Annotated in this window: 20 protein-coding genes; 15 read left to right on the forward strand and 5 right to left on the reverse strand. The window is 74.2% G+C overall.

Going from position 1 to position 16,214, the window contains the following annotated elements:
• Nucleotides 1–245: 245 nt before the first annotated feature.
• On the reverse strand, nt 246–671 hold the full coding sequence (locus tag ACZ56V_RS20155) for a hypothetical protein (protein WP_467382256.1): 426 nt from the start codon (nt 669–671) through the stop codon (nt 246–248).
• Between the two features lie 190 nt (nt 672–861).
• Between ACZ56V_RS20155 and ACZ56V_RS20160 the strand changes: the two genes are divergently transcribed.
• From ACZ56V_RS20160 to ACZ56V_RS20170, 3 genes are all read left to right on the forward strand, one after another.
• Nucleotides 862–1,446 (forward strand): DUF2269 domain-containing protein, encoded by a 585-nt coding sequence (locus tag ACZ56V_RS20160; protein ID WP_468943958.1) that lies wholly within the window; start codon nt 862–864, stop codon nt 1,444–1,446.
• Nucleotides 1,443–2,444, forward strand: coding sequence for an NADPH:quinone reductase (locus tag ACZ56V_RS20165; protein ID WP_398918453.1), 1,002 nt, complete (start codon nt 1,443–1,445; stop codon nt 2,442–2,444). The genes ACZ56V_RS20160 and ACZ56V_RS20165 overlap by 4 nt, the downstream gene beginning before the upstream one ends.
• An 85-nt stretch (nt 2,445–2,529) precedes the next feature.
• Complete coding sequence (locus tag ACZ56V_RS20170; protein ID WP_198601569.1) at nt 2,530–2,982, forward strand: VOC family protein; 453 nt, start codon at nt 2,530–2,532, stop codon at nt 2,980–2,982.
• Between the two features lie 29 nt (nt 2,983–3,011).
• On the opposite strand, the gene ACZ56V_RS20175 is transcribed toward ACZ56V_RS20170, so the two are convergent.
• Complete coding sequence (locus ACZ56V_RS20175) at nt 3,012–3,812, reverse strand: thioesterase family protein (protein ID WP_398918451.1); 801 nt, start codon at nt 3,810–3,812, stop codon at nt 3,012–3,014.
• Between the two features lie 180 nt (nt 3,813–3,992).
• Here ACZ56V_RS20175 and ACZ56V_RS20180 point away from each other — a divergent pair, with 180 nt between their 5' ends.
• Genes ACZ56V_RS20180 through ACZ56V_RS20190 form a run of 3 tightly spaced genes read left to right on the forward strand, consistent with a single transcriptional unit; the run spans nt 3,993 to nt 5,006 of the window.
• Nucleotides 3,993–4,220 (forward strand): hypervirulence associated TUDOR domain-containing protein, encoded by a 228-nt coding sequence (locus ACZ56V_RS20180; RefSeq protein ID WP_467382261.1) that lies wholly within the window; start codon nt 3,993–3,995, stop codon nt 4,218–4,220.
• Nucleotides 4,221–4,234: 14 nt separating this feature from the next.
• The gene (locus ACZ56V_RS20185) at nt 4,235–4,576 is read left to right on the forward strand and encodes a DUF3140 domain-containing protein (protein WP_467382263.1); all 342 of its coding nucleotides are present in this window, start codon (nt 4,235–4,237) and stop codon (nt 4,574–4,576) included.
• Complete coding sequence (locus tag ACZ56V_RS20190; RefSeq protein ID WP_398918445.1) at nt 4,569–5,006, forward strand: hypothetical protein; 438 nt, start codon at nt 4,569–4,571, stop codon at nt 5,004–5,006. The genes ACZ56V_RS20185 and ACZ56V_RS20190 overlap by 8 nt, the downstream gene beginning before the upstream one ends.
• A 22-nt stretch (nt 5,007–5,028) precedes the next feature.
• On the opposite strand, the gene ACZ56V_RS20195 is transcribed toward ACZ56V_RS20190, so the two are convergent.
• Nucleotides 5,029–6,591 (reverse strand): SDR family oxidoreductase, encoded by a 1,563-nt coding sequence (locus tag ACZ56V_RS20195; RefSeq protein ID WP_467382265.1) that lies wholly within the window; start codon nt 6,589–6,591, stop codon nt 5,029–5,031.
• A 104-nt stretch (nt 6,592–6,695) separates the two neighbouring features.
• Between ACZ56V_RS20195 and ACZ56V_RS20200 the strand changes: the two genes are divergently transcribed.
• Both ACZ56V_RS20200 and ACZ56V_RS20205 read left to right on the forward strand, forming a co-directional pair.
• The gene (locus ACZ56V_RS20200) at nt 6,696–7,202 is read left to right on the forward strand and encodes a MarR family winged helix-turn-helix transcriptional regulator (protein WP_468943965.1); all 507 of its coding nucleotides are present in this window, start codon (nt 6,696–6,698) and stop codon (nt 7,200–7,202) included.
• 141 nt (nt 7,203–7,343) lie between these two features.
• A complete protein-coding gene (locus ACZ56V_RS20205; RefSeq protein ID WP_468943967.1) occupies nt 7,344–9,437 on the forward strand; it encodes an MMPL family transporter in 2,094 nt (697 codons plus the stop codon).
• A 21-nt stretch (nt 9,438–9,458) separates the two neighbouring features.
• Here ACZ56V_RS20205 and ACZ56V_RS20210 read toward each other — a convergent pair whose 3' ends face one another.
• Both ACZ56V_RS20210 and ACZ56V_RS20215 read right to left on the reverse strand, forming a co-directional pair.
• The gene (locus tag ACZ56V_RS20210; protein ID WP_468943970.1) at nt 9,459–9,884 is read right to left on the reverse strand and encodes a TIGR03618 family F420-dependent PPOX class oxidoreductase; all 426 of its coding nucleotides are present in this window, start codon (nt 9,882–9,884) and stop codon (nt 9,459–9,461) included.
• 113 nt (nt 9,885–9,997) lie between these two features.
• Nucleotides 9,998–10,180, reverse strand: a complete 183-nt coding sequence (locus ACZ56V_RS20215) for a hypothetical protein (protein ID WP_467382271.1) — start codon at nt 10,178–10,180, stop codon at nt 9,998–10,000.
• Between the two features lie 268 nt (nt 10,181–10,448).
• Between ACZ56V_RS20215 and ACZ56V_RS20220 the strand changes: the two genes are divergently transcribed.
• From ACZ56V_RS20220 to ACZ56V_RS20250, 7 genes are all read left to right on the forward strand, one after another.
• Entirely contained in the window at nt 10,449–11,324 is an 876-nt protein-coding gene (locus tag ACZ56V_RS20220) for a mechanosensitive ion channel family protein (RefSeq protein ID WP_468943973.1), read from the forward strand.
• Between the two features lie 142 nt (nt 11,325–11,466).
• Nucleotides 11,467–12,102 (forward strand): class I SAM-dependent methyltransferase, encoded by a 636-nt coding sequence (locus tag ACZ56V_RS20225; RefSeq protein WP_468943976.1) that lies wholly within the window; start codon nt 11,467–11,469, stop codon nt 12,100–12,102.
• Between the two features lie 112 nt (nt 12,103–12,214).
• Entirely contained in the window at nt 12,215–12,403 is a 189-nt protein-coding gene (locus ACZ56V_RS20230; RefSeq protein ID WP_398918437.1) for a hypothetical protein, read from the forward strand.
• A 21-nt stretch (nt 12,404–12,424) separates the two neighbouring features.
• Nucleotides 12,425–13,132: a hypothetical protein gene (locus tag ACZ56V_RS20235; RefSeq protein ID WP_398918435.1), complete on the forward strand. Its 708-nt coding sequence runs from the start codon at nt 12,425–12,427 to the stop codon at nt 13,130–13,132.
• Entirely contained in the window at nt 13,129–14,106 is a 978-nt protein-coding gene (locus tag ACZ56V_RS20240) for a DUF6895 family protein (protein WP_398918433.1), read from the forward strand. Before ACZ56V_RS20235 ends, ACZ56V_RS20240 begins: the two co-directional genes overlap by 4 nt.
• On the forward strand, nt 14,103–15,023 hold the full coding sequence (locus ACZ56V_RS20245) for a DUF6895 family protein (RefSeq protein WP_398918431.1): 921 nt from the start codon (nt 14,103–14,105) through the stop codon (nt 15,021–15,023). Before ACZ56V_RS20240 ends, ACZ56V_RS20245 begins: the two co-directional genes overlap by 4 nt.
• Nucleotides 15,020–16,108: a serine hydrolase domain-containing protein gene (locus ACZ56V_RS20250; protein WP_468943981.1), complete on the forward strand. Its 1,089-nt coding sequence runs from the start codon at nt 15,020–15,022 to the stop codon at nt 16,106–16,108. Before ACZ56V_RS20245 ends, ACZ56V_RS20250 begins: the two co-directional genes overlap by 4 nt.
• The last annotated feature ends 106 nt before the right edge of the window (nt 16,109–16,214 follow it).

Genomic DNA, 16,214 nt, shown 5'->3' on the forward strand with positions numbered 1-16,214 from the left:
ATTTCTCCGCACCCCCCAAAGGCCGCCGTCGGCACCCCTCCCCGGGTGCGTCGGCAGCCGCCGCGCCGAACTCGGCGAAGCGGTTTCAGCATAGTGATGTTGAAGTCCGAACCGGTACTGTCCCGCCCTCAATTCGACGATCTCGGACCGGAATTGGACAGCATTACGGATTCCGTGGTCCGCCGTTAATTCCCCGGCAACTCGCCGTTGCCCCGGCGGCCGAGCCACCGGCCGGCCCGGTGCGGTCAACGCGAGCTGCTGGTGGCTCCGTCCACGACGAATCCGACCCCGATGCCGAGCATCCAGGTGTCCTTCGCCAGGGCCGTTCCCTCCTGCGTCGGGCGCAGGCTGCCCTCCTCGCGCATTCCCGGGGTGCGCAGATAGAGTCCCACCAGTCCCGCCGAGAACGCGGTCAGGCCGATGCCCGCCAGAGCCGTCGGTACGACCGGCAGGAGCAGCGCCGTGCCGAGCGCGATCTCACCGGCGGAGAGCAGCCGGACGAACGTGGAGGGCTGCAGTCTGCCGAGGAACGGATAGGTGTTCTTCGCCATTCCGTGCATCATGGCGGCGGCCTGCTCATCGGCTCCGCGCTTGGCGAGGCCGGAGTTGAGAATGAAAGCCCCGGTGGCCAGTCGCGGGGCGACATGCCTGAGCTCGACGGGCAGACGCATGGGGACTCCTAGCGGTGTTTCCTCGAAGACACGCTCAGGCTAGGGCGCGCCCGTTCCCCGCGCAGCGCGGACGTCCGGGAGCTGCTCCGATCGGGTCACGGCGGCCCCCGTCGCGTACGCCCGGCTCAGTACGGGCGGTTACTCCCGCCGCGGGACGCCTCGGCGGCCGCCGACCGGCAGCGTGGGCGGGGTGAAACTCAGCCGCCCCGCACGCCGGGCCTCCCTCGTCGTCCACGTCGTCGCCTCCGCCGCCTGGCTCGGGCTCACCGTCGGGCTGCTGGCGCTCGGCGTCACCGCGGCCACCAGCGCCTCCCCGGTGGCGGTGGAGGCCGCCGTCCGGTGCATGAAGCTGTTCGCCGACTGGCTGCTGCTCCCGCTCGCCCTGCTCACCCTGGCGAGCGGTCTGGTGCTGGCCCTGGGCACACCGTGGGGTCTGGCCCGGCACCGGTGGGTGTACACGAAGTTCTGGCTGACCCTGGGCACCACCATCGCCACGTTCTTCGCGCTGCGCCCCGGGGTGAACTCGGCGGTCGCCGCCGTGGCCGCCGGAGGGCCGCTGCCCGACGCGGGGGACGTGCTCTTCGGGCCGGTGGTCTCCCTGTCCGCCTACGTCTTCATGACCCTGCTCTCGGTCCTCAAGCCCTGGGGACTCACCCGGCGCGGTCGCCGGCTGCGCGGCCACCGTGCCGGTGGACGACGAACGCGGTCCGACGAGCCGGCGGGCGGCGGCCCTCCGCTGCGTCGCCGTCGGGCGGTTCGTAGCATGGGATCATGAACGGCTCAGTCCCCGACACGATGCGGGCGGCGTACATCGACGCCGTCGGACCGGCCGGCGCCATCCGCCACGGGGAACTCCCCGTGCCGCCCGTGGGCCCCACGGACGTGCTCGTGCGGGTGACGGCCGTCGCCGCCGACCCCGTGGACACCTTCGTACGGTCCGGCGCGTACGCCACACCGCTGCCGCTGCCCTTCGTCGTCGGCCGCGACCTGGTGGGCGAGGTCGCCGTGGCCGGGCCCGGCGCCGCGGGCTTCACGGCCGGGCAGCGGGTGTGGTGCAACAGCCTGGGCCACGCGGGCCGGCAGGGTTCCTTCTCCCAGTACGCGACGGTCGCCGCCGAACGCCTCTACCCGGCGCCGCCCGGCATCGACGCGGAACACCTCGTGGCGGCCGCCCACCCGGCCGCCTCCGCCTGGCTCGCGCTGTTCCGGCACGGGCGGCTGCGGGCGGGGGAGACCGTCTACGTCGGGGGCGGCGCCGGGAACGTGGGCGGCGCCGCCGTCGCCCTGGCCTCCCGGGCCGGGGCCCGCGTGATCGCCACGGCGCGTGCGGAGGACGCCGAGGAGGTGCGGGGCCTGGGCGCCGCCGAGGTCCTCGACCACCGCGCCCCCGACCTCGACGCGCGCGTGCGCCGGGCCGCCCCCGACGGCTACGACGTGCACCTGGACACCTCCGGCCACGGGGTGCTCGCCGACGCCGTGGAGTCGCTGGCCCGGGGCGGACGGCTCGTGGCGATGGTGGGCCTCGGCACCGGCCCCGCCGCACTGCCCGTGAGCCGGCTCTACACCAGGGACGCGAGCATCGTGGGCTTCGCCATCAGCAATGCCACGACCGCCGACCTGGCCGAGGCGGCCCGGGGCGTCGTGGACGTCCTCACGGACACCCCGTGGCGTCCGCGCGTCGCCGACCGGCTGCCGCTGTCGATGACGGCCGAGGCCCACCGCAGGCTGGAGGCCGGGGAAGTGCGGGGGCGTCTGATCCTCGTCCCTTCTTGATCGTCTTTCCGGCCCGGCGGGCCCGGTCCATGATGGACACGAGGGGGAAACCACACAGCCCGCCACAGGAACGTGGGGTTCAGGAATGCGCCGTGAAGACCTGCCGGCCCCGGAGTCGGGGCTGCTGCTCACCCACTTTCTCACCGTGGCCGACGTGCCGCGCTCGCGTGCCTTCTACTCCGAGGTGCTGGGCGGCGAGGTCGTGCTCGCCGAGAACCCGTGCATCGTCAAGCTCGCGAACAGCTGGATCATCATGAACCCGGGCGGGGGACCGACGCCGGACAAACCCGACGTCACCCTGCGTCCGCCGGACGACCCCGGGACGGCGACGAGCTTCCTCAACATCCGGGTGGCCGACATCGAGCGCTGCCACCGCGAGTGGACCGCGCTCGGCGCCGAGTTCCTCACCCCGCCGATCGACCGCAAGGCCGAGCTGCGGTGCTACCTGCGCGACCCCGACGGCTACCTGATCGAGGTCGGCCAGGCCACCGGCCTGCTGGAGGGCATCCTCGCCGACCCTCCCGCGGGCCGGGGCTGAAGCGTCCTGCGGGTTCGGCGGGCCGCCGCTCAGGGCTGCGGACGGACGGTCAGCAGCTGCTGGGCGTGGCCCACCGGGCCGTCCAGGTCGTGCAGCACGGTGCTGGTGACGCCCTGACCGGTGGGCCCGAAGACGACGGTGGTGTCCAGGCCGGTCCAGCGACCCCGCGGCGCGCGGTGCAGGTGCAGGGTCAGATCCACGTTCGGGAACATCCACTCCCGCGGCGACTGCCGCACCGCGATGCCGTTGGCCGTGTCGACCAGCGCGACGTACGAGGCCAGCGGGCTCGCGCTCTCCCCGGCGACCAGATCGAGGCCGGAGGAGACCCAGGCGGTGGTGCGACCCGGCCGGGGCGGGGCGAGGGGACGTACGTCCAGGGAGGCGATGTACCCGCCGGGCCACTCGGAGTCCATCGGCCAGCGGGCGAGCGTGTCCGGCCCGGTGAGCCGGTCGGCACCGCCACCGGCGACGGCGCCGGTGTCCCCGTCCGCCAGCAGCCACGCCCTGGCCCGCGCCACCGACCGGTCCGCTATCAGCACGGTCGCCTCGACCAGCTCGATGGTGCGTCCCGGCCGGACGGTCTCCACCCGTATCTCGCACTCGTCCAGCGCCGGGCGGCCCAGGATGTCGAAGCTGATCCGGCTCAGCGACATCCCCGCACCGGCACGGCCCGCCAGATGGCGGTCGACGGCGTGGACGATCAGACCCCCGAGCGGACTGAAGTGCTGTTCGTCCGGGCTCCACGCGCCGCCCGCGTGCGGGGTCGGCTTGTAGCGGTGCTCGTCGATGCGCTCGTAGTAGCTGTCCGGGGACGCTGTGCTGGTGTTCAACGGGCTGCTCCTGGAACGACGGCGGTGACGAGGACGACGGCGGGCCGGGACGGCGCCGCCGGGGCCGCGACCAGGATAGTTCGGTGGCGGATCACCGCTCCGGCCGAGTGGGGCGCCCCCGGCTGGGAACCCTGACCATCCAGGAAGCCGAAGGCGGCGCGCAGGCGAAGGAGTACCGCGATGGCCGAGAACCGCGACGACGGCGAGCACCTGAGGAAGGGCGACAAGGTCACCTGGAGCAGCCACGGCTCCCGCACCGGGGGCGAGGTGGAGAAGAAGATCACCAAGCGTACCGAGGCGGCCGGCCGCACCGTGGACGCCTCCTCCGAGGACCCGCAGTACCAGGTGCGCAGCGACAAGTCGGGCAGCCCGGCGGTGCACAAGCCGTCCGCGCTGAAGAAGAAGTGAGGAAGTGAGGCGTCATGGACGGCGACGAGCAGGACGAGACCCGGGACGCCTTCCACGACCTGGTGAACATGACACCGGCCGAACTGGACCGGTGGCTCGACACCGACGAGTCGCGGGACGCCGGGCACCACCAGGACGGGGGCGAGTCCGTGGGGCACGCGTCCGGCCGCCGGATCGTCGAGATCCTGCACAAGAACAAGGGCGACCTCTCGGACGACGACTACGAGCACATGCGCAAGGTCGTCGGCTACGTCCGCCGGCACCTGGCCCAGCGCCCGTCGGGTGACGTCGAGGACACCCGGTGGCGGCACTCGCTCATGAACTGGGGCCACGACCCCCTGGCACACCATGGATGACGACGACCCGCACCGCCGCCCCGAGGGCGTCAGCGACGAGACGGTCGAGGCCCTCGGGTCCCTGTCCAAGGCGCTGGAGACGACCGAGTGCGCCCGCGGCCACCTGTTCGCCTTCCACCAGCACACCGGTGCGGCGGACTTCGAACTCGACCGCGCGGTCGAGCTGCTGCGCGCCGCGGGGCACCCGGAGCTGGCGGAGCGCGTGCGCACCGAGATCCTGGGCCGCAACGTCATCCCCGGCCACTGGACGTTCCAGATCGTCGACGCCTACGACCGGACGTACTACCAGCCGTTCCGGGACCTGGAGCGGGAGGCGGTGGCACGCCTGGCCGCGGGCCGCCGCCACCTGTACGAGGCGGAGCTGAAGGAGGTCCGCCGGACCCGGAACCACCCGGACCACACATCCCGCCCGGACGGCCCCCGCGCCTGACGGTCGGCCCGCCGCACCGGTTTCAGGAGCCCGAGCCGTCGCGCCCCTGGCCGGACGGCCGGGAAGCGCGGGCGGCGGCGCGGGCGATGTTGCGGGCCATGCCGCCGAAGACCACGGCGTGGAAGGGCCACACGCTCCACCAGTACGCCTGGCCCGCCAGCCCGTGCGGATGGAACAGCGCCCGCTGCCGGTACCGCGTCCGCCCGGCGTCGTCGGTCTCGGCGTACATCTCCAGCCAGGCGAGCCCCGGCAGCCGCATCTCGGCGCGCAGCCGCAGCAGCCGCCCGGGGACGATCTCCTCCACCCGCCAGAAGTCGAGCGAGTCCCCGACCCGCAGCCGCGCGGAGTCCCGACGCCCCCGGCGCAGGCCCACCCCGCCGACCAGCCGGTCGAGCCGGCCCCGTACCGCCCAGGCCAGGGGGAAGGAGTACCAGCCGTTGTCGCCGCCGATGCCCTCGATCACCCGCCACAGCGCCTCGGGCGGCGCGTCGACGGTCAGTGCGCGGTGGTCGGTGTAGAGGCTGCCGCCGGCCCAGTCCGGGTCGGTGGGCAGCGGGTCGCTGGGCGCCCCCGGCACGGACGCGGACGACCAGCGGGTGGTGACCCGGGCCTCGCGCACCCGGCGCAGGGCCAGCCGCAGCGCGTCGTCGAAGCCGAGCGGGCAGCCCGGCGGCGGTGGGACGTACCGGACGATGTCGTTCTCGCCGCACACCACCTCGTGCCGCAGCGACTCGGTGAGCGGGCGTGCGATGGCCGCCGGGACCGGCGTCACCAGCCCGACCCAGTGGCTGGACAGCCCGGGGGACAGCATCGGCACCGGCAGGATCAGCCGTCTGGGCAGCCCGGCGACCTCGGCGTAGCGCACCATCATGTCCCGGTAGGTGAGGACGTCGGGGCCGCCGATGTCGAACGTCCGGGAGACCTCCTCCGGCATGGTCGCGCTGCCGACCAGGGCGCGCAGCACGTCCCGGACGGCGACCGGCTGGATGCGGGTGCGGACCCAGCTGGGCGTGACCATCACCGGCAGCCGCTCGGTGAGATAGCGCAGCATCTCGAAGGAGGCCGACCCGGAGCCGATGACGACCGCCGCGCGCAGCACGGTCGTGGGCACGCCGGAGGCCAGCAGGATGCGGCCGACCTCGGCGCGGGAGCGCAGGTGCGGCGACAGTTCCCGTTCCGGCACTCCGGACGGGGTCAGGCCGCCCAGGTAGACGATGCGCCGCACGCCGGCCGCCGCGGCCCGTTCGGCGAAGGTGCGTGCCGCCCGCCGGTCGGTCGCCTCGAAGTCGCCGCCGGCGCCGAGCGCGTGCACCAGGTAGTAGGCGACGTCGACGCCCTCCATCGCCCGTGCCACCGAGTCGGCGTCGGTCACGTCCCCGCGCACCACCTCGGCCCTTCCCGCCCACGGATGGTCGCGCAGCTTGTGCGGGGAGCGGGCCAGGCACCGCACCCGGTGTCCGGCGTCGAGCAGTTCCGGCACGAGCCGGCCCCCGACGTATCCCGTCGCACCGGTGACCAGGCAGCGCGGGCCCGCTCCGCCGCCCTCGCCGCTCGTCCGGCCGGGTCCTTCGTCTGCCTGGCTCATGTGGCTCCGTCGCTCGCGGGACAGTCGTCACCGTGACCCCTTCCCCCGCACGTGCCGCGGCGGACGCGTCCCGGCCCAGGTCGACCCTTCTATACGCTGATCGCGTGGCGACAGCGAACCAGCGCGGACAGCACGCGCACGAGCGGGGGACCGGCCCCGGTCCCGAGGCGGGCGACCTGCACGTCCTCGCCGCACAACTGCGGCGGATGAACGGCGAGATCAACCGCCTCGTGCACGGTTTCGCCGGCGGCCACGGCCTGCACGCCACCGACGTCCAGGCGCTCGCCGCGATCCTGGACGCGTCCGAGCCCATGACGCCGGGGCGGCTGCGCGAGCACCTGGGGCTGACCTCGGGCGCGGTGACGGCCTGCGTGGACCGGTTGGAGCGTGCGGGTCACGTGCGCCGGGTCCGGGAGAGCGCCGACCGCCGGGTCGTGCACCTGCGCTACGTGCCCGAGGCCCGGGAAGCGGCCCGGAGGTACTTCCGTCCGCTGGCCGAGGCCGCCGCCGCCACCCGCTCGCGCTTCGACGACGACGAACTTGCGGTCGTGGTCCGCTTCCTGAAGGCGATGAACGAGGAGCTGGGCCTCGTACGGTCGGACGAGCGCTGAGCCTCCCGGCGGTTCCGCATACGTGGAGTGACCTCGGGTACACGCGGTGTGTCTTGACGGTCCTGAAGTAACTCGATCATTGAGATTGTTTATGATCGAGTCACTTTCCCACCGTCCCGCATACCTGGAGACCCGACACCGATGTCCACCCCCTCCCGGCGGGCCCGCCGGCTCCTCCCCGCCGCCCTGCTCCTGGTCTGGCTCGGCATCGGCGGAGCGCTCGGGCCGTACGCCGGAAAACTCGGCGAGGTCGCGACCAACGACCGGGCCGCCTTCCTGCCCCGCAGTGCGGAGTCCACCCGGGTCGTCGACGCCCAGAAGGCCTTCCAGCGGGACGAGACGCTCCCGGTGATCGTCGTGTGGACCGCCGACGGCGGCGGCTCCGTCACGGGTCACCGGGCCGAGGCCACCCGCTCCATCGCCTCACTGGAGGGCGAGCCCGGTGTCGTCGGACGGGCGTCGCCCGCGCTGCCCTCCGACGACGGCGAGGCCCTCCAGGCCGTCGTCCAGGTCGAGCCCGACCTCGGCGACGCGCTGCCCGACGTCCTGGAGCGGGTCGGCGACGCGGCCGGGCAGGTGCCGGGCACGCGGGCCCGGCTGGCCGGTCCCGCGGCCTCCCAGGCCGACCTCTCCGACGCCTTCTCGGGCATCGACGGACTGCTCCTCGGGGTCGCGCTGATCACCGTCCTGGTGATCCTGCTGCTGGTCTACCGCAGCGTCCTGCTGCCCCTGGTCATCATCCTGGGCGCGGTCTTCGCCCTCGGCCTGGCCTGTGCGATCGTCTACGCGCTCGCCGAGCGGGGCGTCGTACGCGTGGACGGGCAGGTCCAGGGGATCCTCTCCATCCTGGTCATCGGCGCCGCCACCGACTACGCCCTGCTGCTCACCGCCCGCTTCCGCGAGGAACTCGCCCGGCACCCGGACCGCTTCGCCGCCGTGCGTGCCGCCCTGCGGGCTTCCTGGGGGGCGGTGGTGGCCAGCGCGGCGACCGTGGCCCTCGCGCTGCTGGCCCTGCTGCTCAGCGACCTGACCAACAACCGCGCGCTCGGGCCCGTCGGCGCCATCGGCATCGTCTGCGCCGTACTGAGCACGCTCACCTTCCTGCCGGCCGTCCTGGTGCTGCTCGGCCGGGCCGCCTACTGGCCGGCCAGGCCCGTACGGACCGGTGACCCGGAGGCCGGGCACCGGCTGTGGCACCGGGTCGCGGAACGGGTGGACCGGGCCCCGCGCCGCATCTGGGCGGTCTCCCTGGCCGCGCTGCTGGCCTGTGCCGCCTTCGCGCCGACCCTGTCCTCCAAGGGCGTGCCGCTGGACGAGATCTTCGTGAACGACACCCCGTCGGTCGCCGCCCAGCAGACGCTGGCACGGCACTTCCCCGGCGGTTCCGGCAACCCCGCCGTGATCATCGCCGAGGCCGACCGGCTGGACCCGGTCCTCGCGGCCGCCCGCGACACCCCCGGTGTCGCCTCGGCGGTCCCGGTCACCGCGTCGGGCCGTCCCGGCGGCGGCGAACCCAAGGTGGTCGACGGGAGGGTACGCGTCGACGCGACGCTCCGGGCGCCGGCCGACAGCGACGCCGCCAAGAACGCGGTGGCCCGGCTCAGGACGGCCGTCCACGACGTCCCCGGCGCCGACGCCCTCGTCGGGGGCTACACGGCTCAGCAGTACGACACCCAGCGCACCGCCGAGCACGACCGGACGCTCATCGTGCCGGTGGTCCTCGCCATCATCCTGGTCATCCTGATCGCCCTGCTGCGCTCCCTGCTGATGCCGGTGCTGCTCGTGGCGACGGTGGCACTGAACTTCGTGGCCACCCTGGGCGTCTCCGCGCTGGTCTTCACCCACGTGTTCGGGTTCAGCGGCACGGACGCCTCCGTCCCGCTCTACGGGTTCGTCTTCCTGGTCGCCCTCGGCGTGGACTACAACATCTTCCTCATGTCGCGGGTCCGGCAGGAGGCGCTGCGCCACGGGGTGCGGGAGGGCATCCTGCGCGGGCTGACCGCCACCGGCGGCGTGATCACCTCGGCCGGGGTCGTCCTCGCCGCCACCTTCGCCGCGCTCGGGGTGATCCCGCTCGCCTTCCTGGTGCAGATCGCCTTCATCGTGGCCTTCGGCGTCCTGCTGGACACGCTGGTGGTGCGCTCGCTGCTGGTCCCGGCGCTCGCCCGCGACCTCGGCGCCGTCGCCTGGTGGCCCGGACGGCCGGGGCACCGGGACCGGGCGGGGCAGGGGTGATCCGACCGGCCCGGGGCGGCGTCACGCGTCGGGACGCTGGGCGAGGGGGCGCACCGTGCCGAGGAAGCGCCGTACGTCGATCTCGATGACGACCCGCTCCGGGTTCGCCCGGGGCTGCCGGTAGCGGGCGGCGTAGCGGGTCTCCGCGTCGCGGACCGCCCCGGCGTCGTCCCGCACGGTCGCGATGCCCTCCAGCGTGGACCAGCGCCTGCCCTCGACCTGGCCCACGGCGACGACCGCTCCGGCGGCCCGCCGTACGTTGCGCGCCTTCGTGGTGTCCCGACTGGTGATGACCCGCGCCGTGCGGGTGGCGTGGTCGTACGTCACCCCGACCGGGACCAGGTGGGGCGTCCCGTCGGCCCGCGGCGTCGACAGGAAGCACACCCGGCGCTCCTGCCAGAACCGGACGAACTCGTCGTCCGCGTCGTGCCGTTCCCCGGCGTCCATCCGCTCTCCTCGCCCGCGCCGCGTGTGTCCCGTCCGGGACAGCATCGCCCGGCGGGACGGGCGCCCGCACGGCGGGGTCCGCGCATGCGCGGGCCGGCGCGACGGGGACGGCCTCAGGCGGCGTCCCGCCCGGCGCCGTGGCCGACGCCGCGACCGCCGCCCGGCAGGAGGCGCAGGTGGCGGCGCCGGGCGTGCCGGGGCGGCGCCGGATCTCCGAACAGCCGGTCCTCCAGAGACGTCATGGCGAACAACAGCAGCCCCAGACCGGGCAGGAGCAGTACGGCAACGGTAACCACGCGGCGGACCCCTTCCGCTGTGGGACGACTCCCGGCGGGTGCCCAGGCGGGCGCCGGTGAAAGCCGTCATGTTCGACCGGCCCGTGGGTAAGCGGCCCCGACGGCAGACAAGTCGTCCCCGAGGAACGGAGCAGCCGAGCCGACGTCGCACCTCCCCCCGCCCGCCGGACCGGCCACGAACCCGGAGCCGGCGGCCTCGTGGTCGGACTGGGCCGGCGACCACACCACGGCACTGATCGGGATACCGCTGCGCATCGCGCTCATCGTCGTGATCCTGCTGGTGCTGCGCGCGGTGGCCAAGCGGGCCATCACCCGGGTCGTCCAGCGGGTCCTGGAACCGTCCGCGGGCGAGGCCGAGCGCAGCCGCCCGCGCAGGCCGGCCCGCGGCGCCGCCGTCCCGCACCGCGACCGGTCCCGGGCGCGGCAGCGCCGCGAACAGCGGGCCCGCACCATCGGCTCGGTGCTCAGCAGCGTCGTGACCATCGTGCTGTTCATGGTCGGCGTGGCCATGGTGCTCGACCAGGTCGGCATCGCCCTCGGCCCGCTGCTGGCCGGCGCCGGAGTGGTCGGCCTGGCCATCGGCTTCGGCGCCCAGAGCCTGGTCGCGGACCACCTGTCCGGGCTGCTCATCATGGTCGAGGACCAGTACGGCGTCGGCGACTCGGTCGACCTCGGTGAGGCCGTCGGCGAGGTGGAGCACGTAGGCCTGCGCCTGACCCAGGTGCGCGACCTCAACGGCGGCCCGTGGCACATCCGCAACGGCGAGATCCTGCGGGTCCGCAACGACAGCCAGGAGTGGGCCCGCGCCGTCCTGGACGTCGCCGTGGCCCACGACGCGAACCTCGACACCGTCTACCGGGTGCTGGAGGACACCGGCCGCGCGCTGCGCGAGGAGCCGGACCTCGCGGACGTCCTGCTCGAGGACCTCGCGGTGTGGGGCGTGCAGTCCCTGGACGCCGACGGGGTGCTGGTGCGCCTCGCCGTCAGGACCGCGCCGCTCCAGCAGTGGGGCATCACCCGCGAGCTGCGCCGCCGGGTCAAGGATGCGCTGGACGACGCGGGCGTCGAGATCCCCTTCCCGCGCCGGGCGGCGTGGGGGCGCACCGACACCCCCGACGGTGGGGCGGAGGCGCTCACGCGCTGACGAGAGGCCCGGCCGACGCCGGGTTTGCCGATCCGGCAAACATCTTTGGCGCCTCCTGACCGGCCGGGGCAGCCTGCACACGGGGCGCGCGGTTCTCGCGCGCCCCGCCGAGCAGACGACCGCGCCCGCCCCAGGAGGCACTGTGAACGACATCCCCGCGCCGGCTCCCGCCGCGGAGTTCTGGGAGGCCCGCTACCGCGACGCCGGCCGCGTGTGGAGCGGCCGCCCCAACGAGCTGCTGGTTCAGGAGGCGGGTGACCTCGCGCCCGGTACCGCGCTCGACCTCGGCTGCGGCGAGGGGGCGGACGCCGTGTGGCTCGCCTCGCGCGGCTGGCGGGTCACCGGCGTGGACATCTCCGCCACCGCCCTCGAACGCGCCGCCGGGCACGCCGCCGAGGCCGGGGTCGGCGACCGCGTCGCCTGGGAACGCCACGAGCTGGGACCCTCGTTCCCCGCGGGCTCCTTCGACCTGGTGAGCGCCCACTACCTGCAGTCCCCGGTCGCGCTCGACCAGCAGGCGGTGCTGCGCGCCGCCGCGCGGGCCGTGGCGCCGGGCGGCACCCTGCTGGTCGTCCTGCACGCCGGCTGGCCCTCCTGGCAGACCGAACCGCCGTTCGACGCCACCTTCCCCACCCTGGACGGCGTCCTCGCCGAACTGGCCCTGCCCGAGGGGGAGTGGAGCGTCGAGACCCGTCGGACCGCCCGCCGGCCGAGCGTCTCGCCCGACGGCGTCGAGGGTTTCCGGGAGGACCACGTGTGGCGCCTGCGGCGCGTGTGAGTTTCGTTGAACGAGTTACCTTCCGAGAATTTTGTGAAGAAAGGCATGTTCTGGGACTTACCGGACACCCTTGGAGGTGAAGGCCATTTGGCTACCAGAGGGAGATGGTGAAATGCCTTCCAAGGACAAGGTGCTCAAGGAAGTCACCTACACCGAGAACATCGACATCGACGCGGCACTCGACCCCGCCGAGCCCGACGGAGTCTTCCGCGACAGCCGCGAGTGCGCCGCGCTCGCCCTGCAGTCCGGAGGCACCAGCCTCCTGCTCTCGCCGCCGACCCCGCGCCCGAAGAAGGGCTGACGGACCGACGGGAGTCGTGAAATGGAGCAGTCGAGCACATCGGCCCTCCTGCAGGGAACGGTGCTGGACCTCGCTTCCGACGTGGTCTCCGCTCTTCGGAGCGGAGACCACGTGCGAGCGGGGAGCACCCTGACGGGAGGCGGCGCCGGTGAGGGCGTCGCCCGTGCGGCCGTACGCGTCCTGGGCGCCGACACCCTGTTGCCCAGCGTCCTGCTGCGCGTCCCGCCCGACCCCGGGCAACTGGCCGTGTTCAAGGACGCCGTGGCGGCCCATCCGCCGCGCGACGACGCGGCACCCACCGTCGTGTGGAGCCACTGGGCCATGACCCGCGCCCTGCGCCGGACCGAACAACCCCTGACCGCGCTGCCCGCCGAAGGGCCGGACCCCGAACCCGACGCCCACTGGCTCGACGGCGCCGGCTGGCAGTTCCTGACCCACCAGCTCGCCGTCCTCGCCCCGCTCGCGCTGCCTGGCGAGGAGTGCGCGGTGACCCGCGTGGCACGCGGCCGTCCGGTGGACGTGGCCCGCGGATTCGTACGGGCGGTACGCCGCCGCGACTGGCAGCAGGCGGCCGGAGCCGGACGCTGGCTCACCCTCCTGGACGGGGTGCCGGACACCCTCGGCCTGGAGGCCGGACTGGACTTCGTACGCCTGATGGGCGGTTCCGACCCGCGGGTGGCCCTGCAACTGGAGGCGGCACGGCTGATGCCGGCCGGAGTGCTGCTGTGAGCGTCCGCGACGTCGAGGCGGCCGCACTGGACTGGGTGTGGACCCACCGCGACCGCTTCGCGCTCGGCGACGACGCGCTGGCGGCCGACGGCCAGGTCAACCGGACCTGGAAGCCCCTGGGCGAACTCACCCAGGTCTGCGCCTCGGTGTCCCGCTGCACCCCGCCCGGGGACCCGCTGCACACCCGCGTGTCCGAACTGCTGGACTTCGCCTGGCAGCAGACCCACCGGGGCGAACTCTTCCCGCTCATGCAGTCGCTGGAGCCCTTCGCCACCTACCCGCTGGAGGTCTACGCGGCCTTCGCGTCGGCCGGGCTGAGGCACCCGGGCTACGAGGCGTCCGCCGCGGTGCTGACCCGCACCCGCGGCTGGCGGCTCACCGAGCAGTACCCCACCCGCCGCCTCGGCGTGCTGGAGGCCGAACGGCGCAGTGGCATCGACCCGCACGGGGACGTGCCGCAGGCGCTGGGCCGCACCTGGCTGGGCGGCCTGCCGGAACCGTGGACCTTCGAACGCGCGGCCGGTTACGCGCTCACCCACGTCGTGTTCCACCTCACCGACTGGGGACGGACGGCCGGGGGAGTGCCGGCGGACCTGGCGGACTACCTCCTGCACTGGCTGCCGCCCTGGCTCGACACCTGCCTGGACGCCCGGATGTGGGACCTGAGCTGCGAACTGCTCGCCGTCGCGGCGAGCCTGCCGCGCCCGCCGGAACCGGCCGTCCTGGAGGACGCCTGGCAGCGGGTCGCCGCCGCCCAGACCGCCTCCGGCGCCGTCCCCGAGGAAGGGGCCGCCCAAGACGCCGCCGGACCGGACCCGGGACCGGACCCCTACGACTTCGCCGACTGCTACCACTCCACCCTGATGGCCGCGTTCGCGGCGGCCCTCGCCACGGCGGCCACCGCACGCCCGCCGGACATGCGGCACGCGGCGCGCGACGTGGCGCGGCACGCCGGACAAGGAGCGCCGGGATGACGGACACCCGCCTGATCCACCGCGTCGGAGCCGGTGCCCTGGAGTGGCTGTGGGCCCACCGGGACGGCTTCCGCCTCGAACCGGACGTGGACCCCGAGATCGGCTTCCTCGAACGCTTCAAGCCGATCGGCGAACTCGCCCTCATCTGCACGGTGCTCTTCCGCGAGGGCGTCGCGGGATCCCGCCAGTCCCAGCTCGCGCGCCAACTGCTCGACCACACCTGGCGCGAGACCCTGGACGGCGGCCGGATGCTGGTGCGCGGCCAGCGCGTCGAGCCCTTCTCGCCCGTCCCCTTCGAGGTGTACCTGCCGTTCAAGGAGCTGGGTTACAGCCAGCCCGACATCGAACGCGCCACGGTCCTCAACCACCGGCTGGACAGCTGGGCGCGCCTCCCGGTGACGCCGACCCGGCGCCTGGGCCTGTCCGCCTTCCAGCGCCGCTTCGGCCTGACCGCCCGACCGCCCGAGGCCGACCTGATTCCCACCACCTGGCTGGCCGGCACCCCCGAGCCGTGGACGGTCGAGGGCCACACCGCCTACGACATCACCCACACCGTGTTCCACCTCACCGACTGGGGCGAGAACCCCGGCGGCCTGCCGCCCGACGTCGCCGACTACCTCGCCACCTGGCTCCCGGTGTGGATCGACGACTGGCTGGACCTCCAGCGCTGGGACCTGCTCGGCGAACTCCTCGTCGTGGACGCCTGCCTGCCCCGGCCCACCCTCGACGAGGCCGCCTGGCAGGGCTTCGCCGCCGCGCAGCAGCCCGACGGCGCCATGCCCGCCGTACGCACGATGCCCGAGGGCGACCCCGACACGGTGTTCGACGTGGTCTACCACCCGACGCTGGTCGCCGCCTTCGCCTCCCTGCTGGCCACCTCACGCGCCCTCACCGAGCTGGCGCACTCCGCGTCGTGACGGGCCGCCGCACGCCCTGGCCGGGCGAACCCGCCACCGAGGAGGACGCGGAGCACGCCCCGCCGGAGCCCGGACCGGCCGACGAGGCGGCCTTGCGGGAGCGGCTGGCCGAGGCCGTGGACACCTCCGACGCGCCCGACGTCGTCTTCGCCGTCTCCCGGCGCGGGCGGCGCACCCTGTACGGCGGCGGCACCGCCCCGCCGCCCGGCGTCCCCCGCGAGGACCTGCGCTACGAGATCGGGTCGGCGTCCAAGACGTTCACCGCGCTGCTGCTCACGCGCCTGATCCGGCGCGGCGTGCTGACCGGCGGCGAGGCGGCGGCCACCTGCCTGGACCCGGGCCGGACGGTGGGCCGGCACCCCGTGACCCTCGCGCACCTGATCACCCATACGGCGGGGCTGCCCGCCCTGCCGGCCGACTTCGTGCGCCGGGGCCTGCCCGCCTGGCGCACCAACCCCTACGCCCGCTACCCCGCCGAGCGGCTGACCGGCGCCTTCCTGCGCCACGAGCCGAAGCACCGCCCCGGAACCCGCTGGCACTACTCCAACTACGGGGTCTCCGTCCTCGGCCACGCGATCGCCGCGGCCACCGGCACCGCGTGGGACGACCTGATCACCGGGCAGGTACTGCGCGCCCTCGGCCTCGGCGGAACGGCCCTGCGGGCGGAGGGGCCCGAGACCGACGCCGTGGGACACCGCAAGGACGGCCGCACCCCCGTCCCGCCCTTCGACGCGGGTGGCTTCCAGGCGGCCGGAGCCGTCCGGTCCACCCCGGGCGACCTGCTCACCTTCCTCGAGGCCCACCTCGACCCGGCCCGCTCACCGGCCGCCGGCGCGCTGCGGGCGGTGCGGGTGCCGGTGCTGCGGCGCGGACTGGGGCACCGGCACGTGCACACGGTGGGGTGGTTCCGGCATCCCACGGACGGCGGACCCATGTACTTCCACAGCGGCGCCACCCTGGGGCAGCAGGCGTTCCTGGGCTTCCGGCCCGACACCGACACCGCCCTGGCCGCCGTGTGCACCCGGCGGTTCCGCGCCCGGGACCCGTTCATCGCCACCGCCTACGCGCTCCTCGCTGAGGGATAGCACGGGCACAGACCGGCGCGGGTGTCTGGGTCGCGGCGGAGGTGGTCTTCAGGGTGAGGCCGAAGTCGCTGAGCAGCGGATTGACCGGCTGGTAGAAGGTGGTCCC

The organism is Streptomyces sp. NPDC034099, from assembly GCF_055575415.1.

Excerpts from the sequence above, each read along its gene's own strand:
- ACZ56V_RS20205 (WP_468943967.1), top strand. The coding sequence starts at position 7,344 with ATGTCCACCCCCTCCCGGCGGGCCCGCCGGCTCCTCCCCGCCGCCCTG.
- ACZ56V_RS20180 (WP_467382261.1), top strand. The coding sequence starts at position 3,993 with ATGGCCGAGAACCGCGACGACGGCGAGCACCTGAGGAAGGGCGACAAG.
- ACZ56V_RS20190 (WP_398918445.1), top strand. The coding sequence starts at position 4,569 with ATGGATGACGACGACCCGCACCGCCGCCCCGAGGGCGTCAGCGACGAG.
- ACZ56V_RS20165 (WP_398918453.1), top strand. The coding sequence starts at position 1,443 with ATGAACGGCTCAGTCCCCGACACGATGCGGGCGGCGTACATCGACGCC.
- ACZ56V_RS20235 (WP_398918435.1), top strand. The coding sequence starts at position 12,425 with ATGGAGCAGTCGAGCACATCGGCCCTCCTGCAGGGAACGGTGCTGGAC.
- ACZ56V_RS20230 (WP_398918437.1), top strand. The coding sequence starts at position 12,215 with ATGCCTTCCAAGGACAAGGTGCTCAAGGAAGTCACCTACACCGAGAAC.
- ACZ56V_RS20195 (WP_467382265.1), bottom strand. The coding sequence starts at position 6,591 with ATGAGCCAGGCAGACGAAGGACCCGGCCGGACGAGCGGCGAGGGCGGC.
- ACZ56V_RS20155 (WP_467382256.1), bottom strand. The coding sequence starts at position 671 with ATGCGTCTGCCCGTCGAGCTCAGGCATGTCGCCCCGCGACTGGCCACC.
- ACZ56V_RS20170 (WP_198601569.1), top strand. The coding sequence starts at position 2,530 with ATGCGCCGTGAAGACCTGCCGGCCCCGGAGTCGGGGCTGCTGCTCACC.
- ACZ56V_RS20210 (WP_468943970.1), bottom strand. The coding sequence starts at position 9,884 with ATGGACGCCGGGGAACGGCACGACGCGGACGACGAGTTCGTCCGGTTC.
- ACZ56V_RS20185 (WP_467382263.1), top strand. The coding sequence starts at position 4,235 with ATGGACGGCGACGAGCAGGACGAGACCCGGGACGCCTTCCACGACCTG.
- ACZ56V_RS20245 (WP_398918431.1), top strand. The coding sequence starts at position 14,103 with ATGACGGACACCCGCCTGATCCACCGCGTCGGAGCCGGTGCCCTGGAG.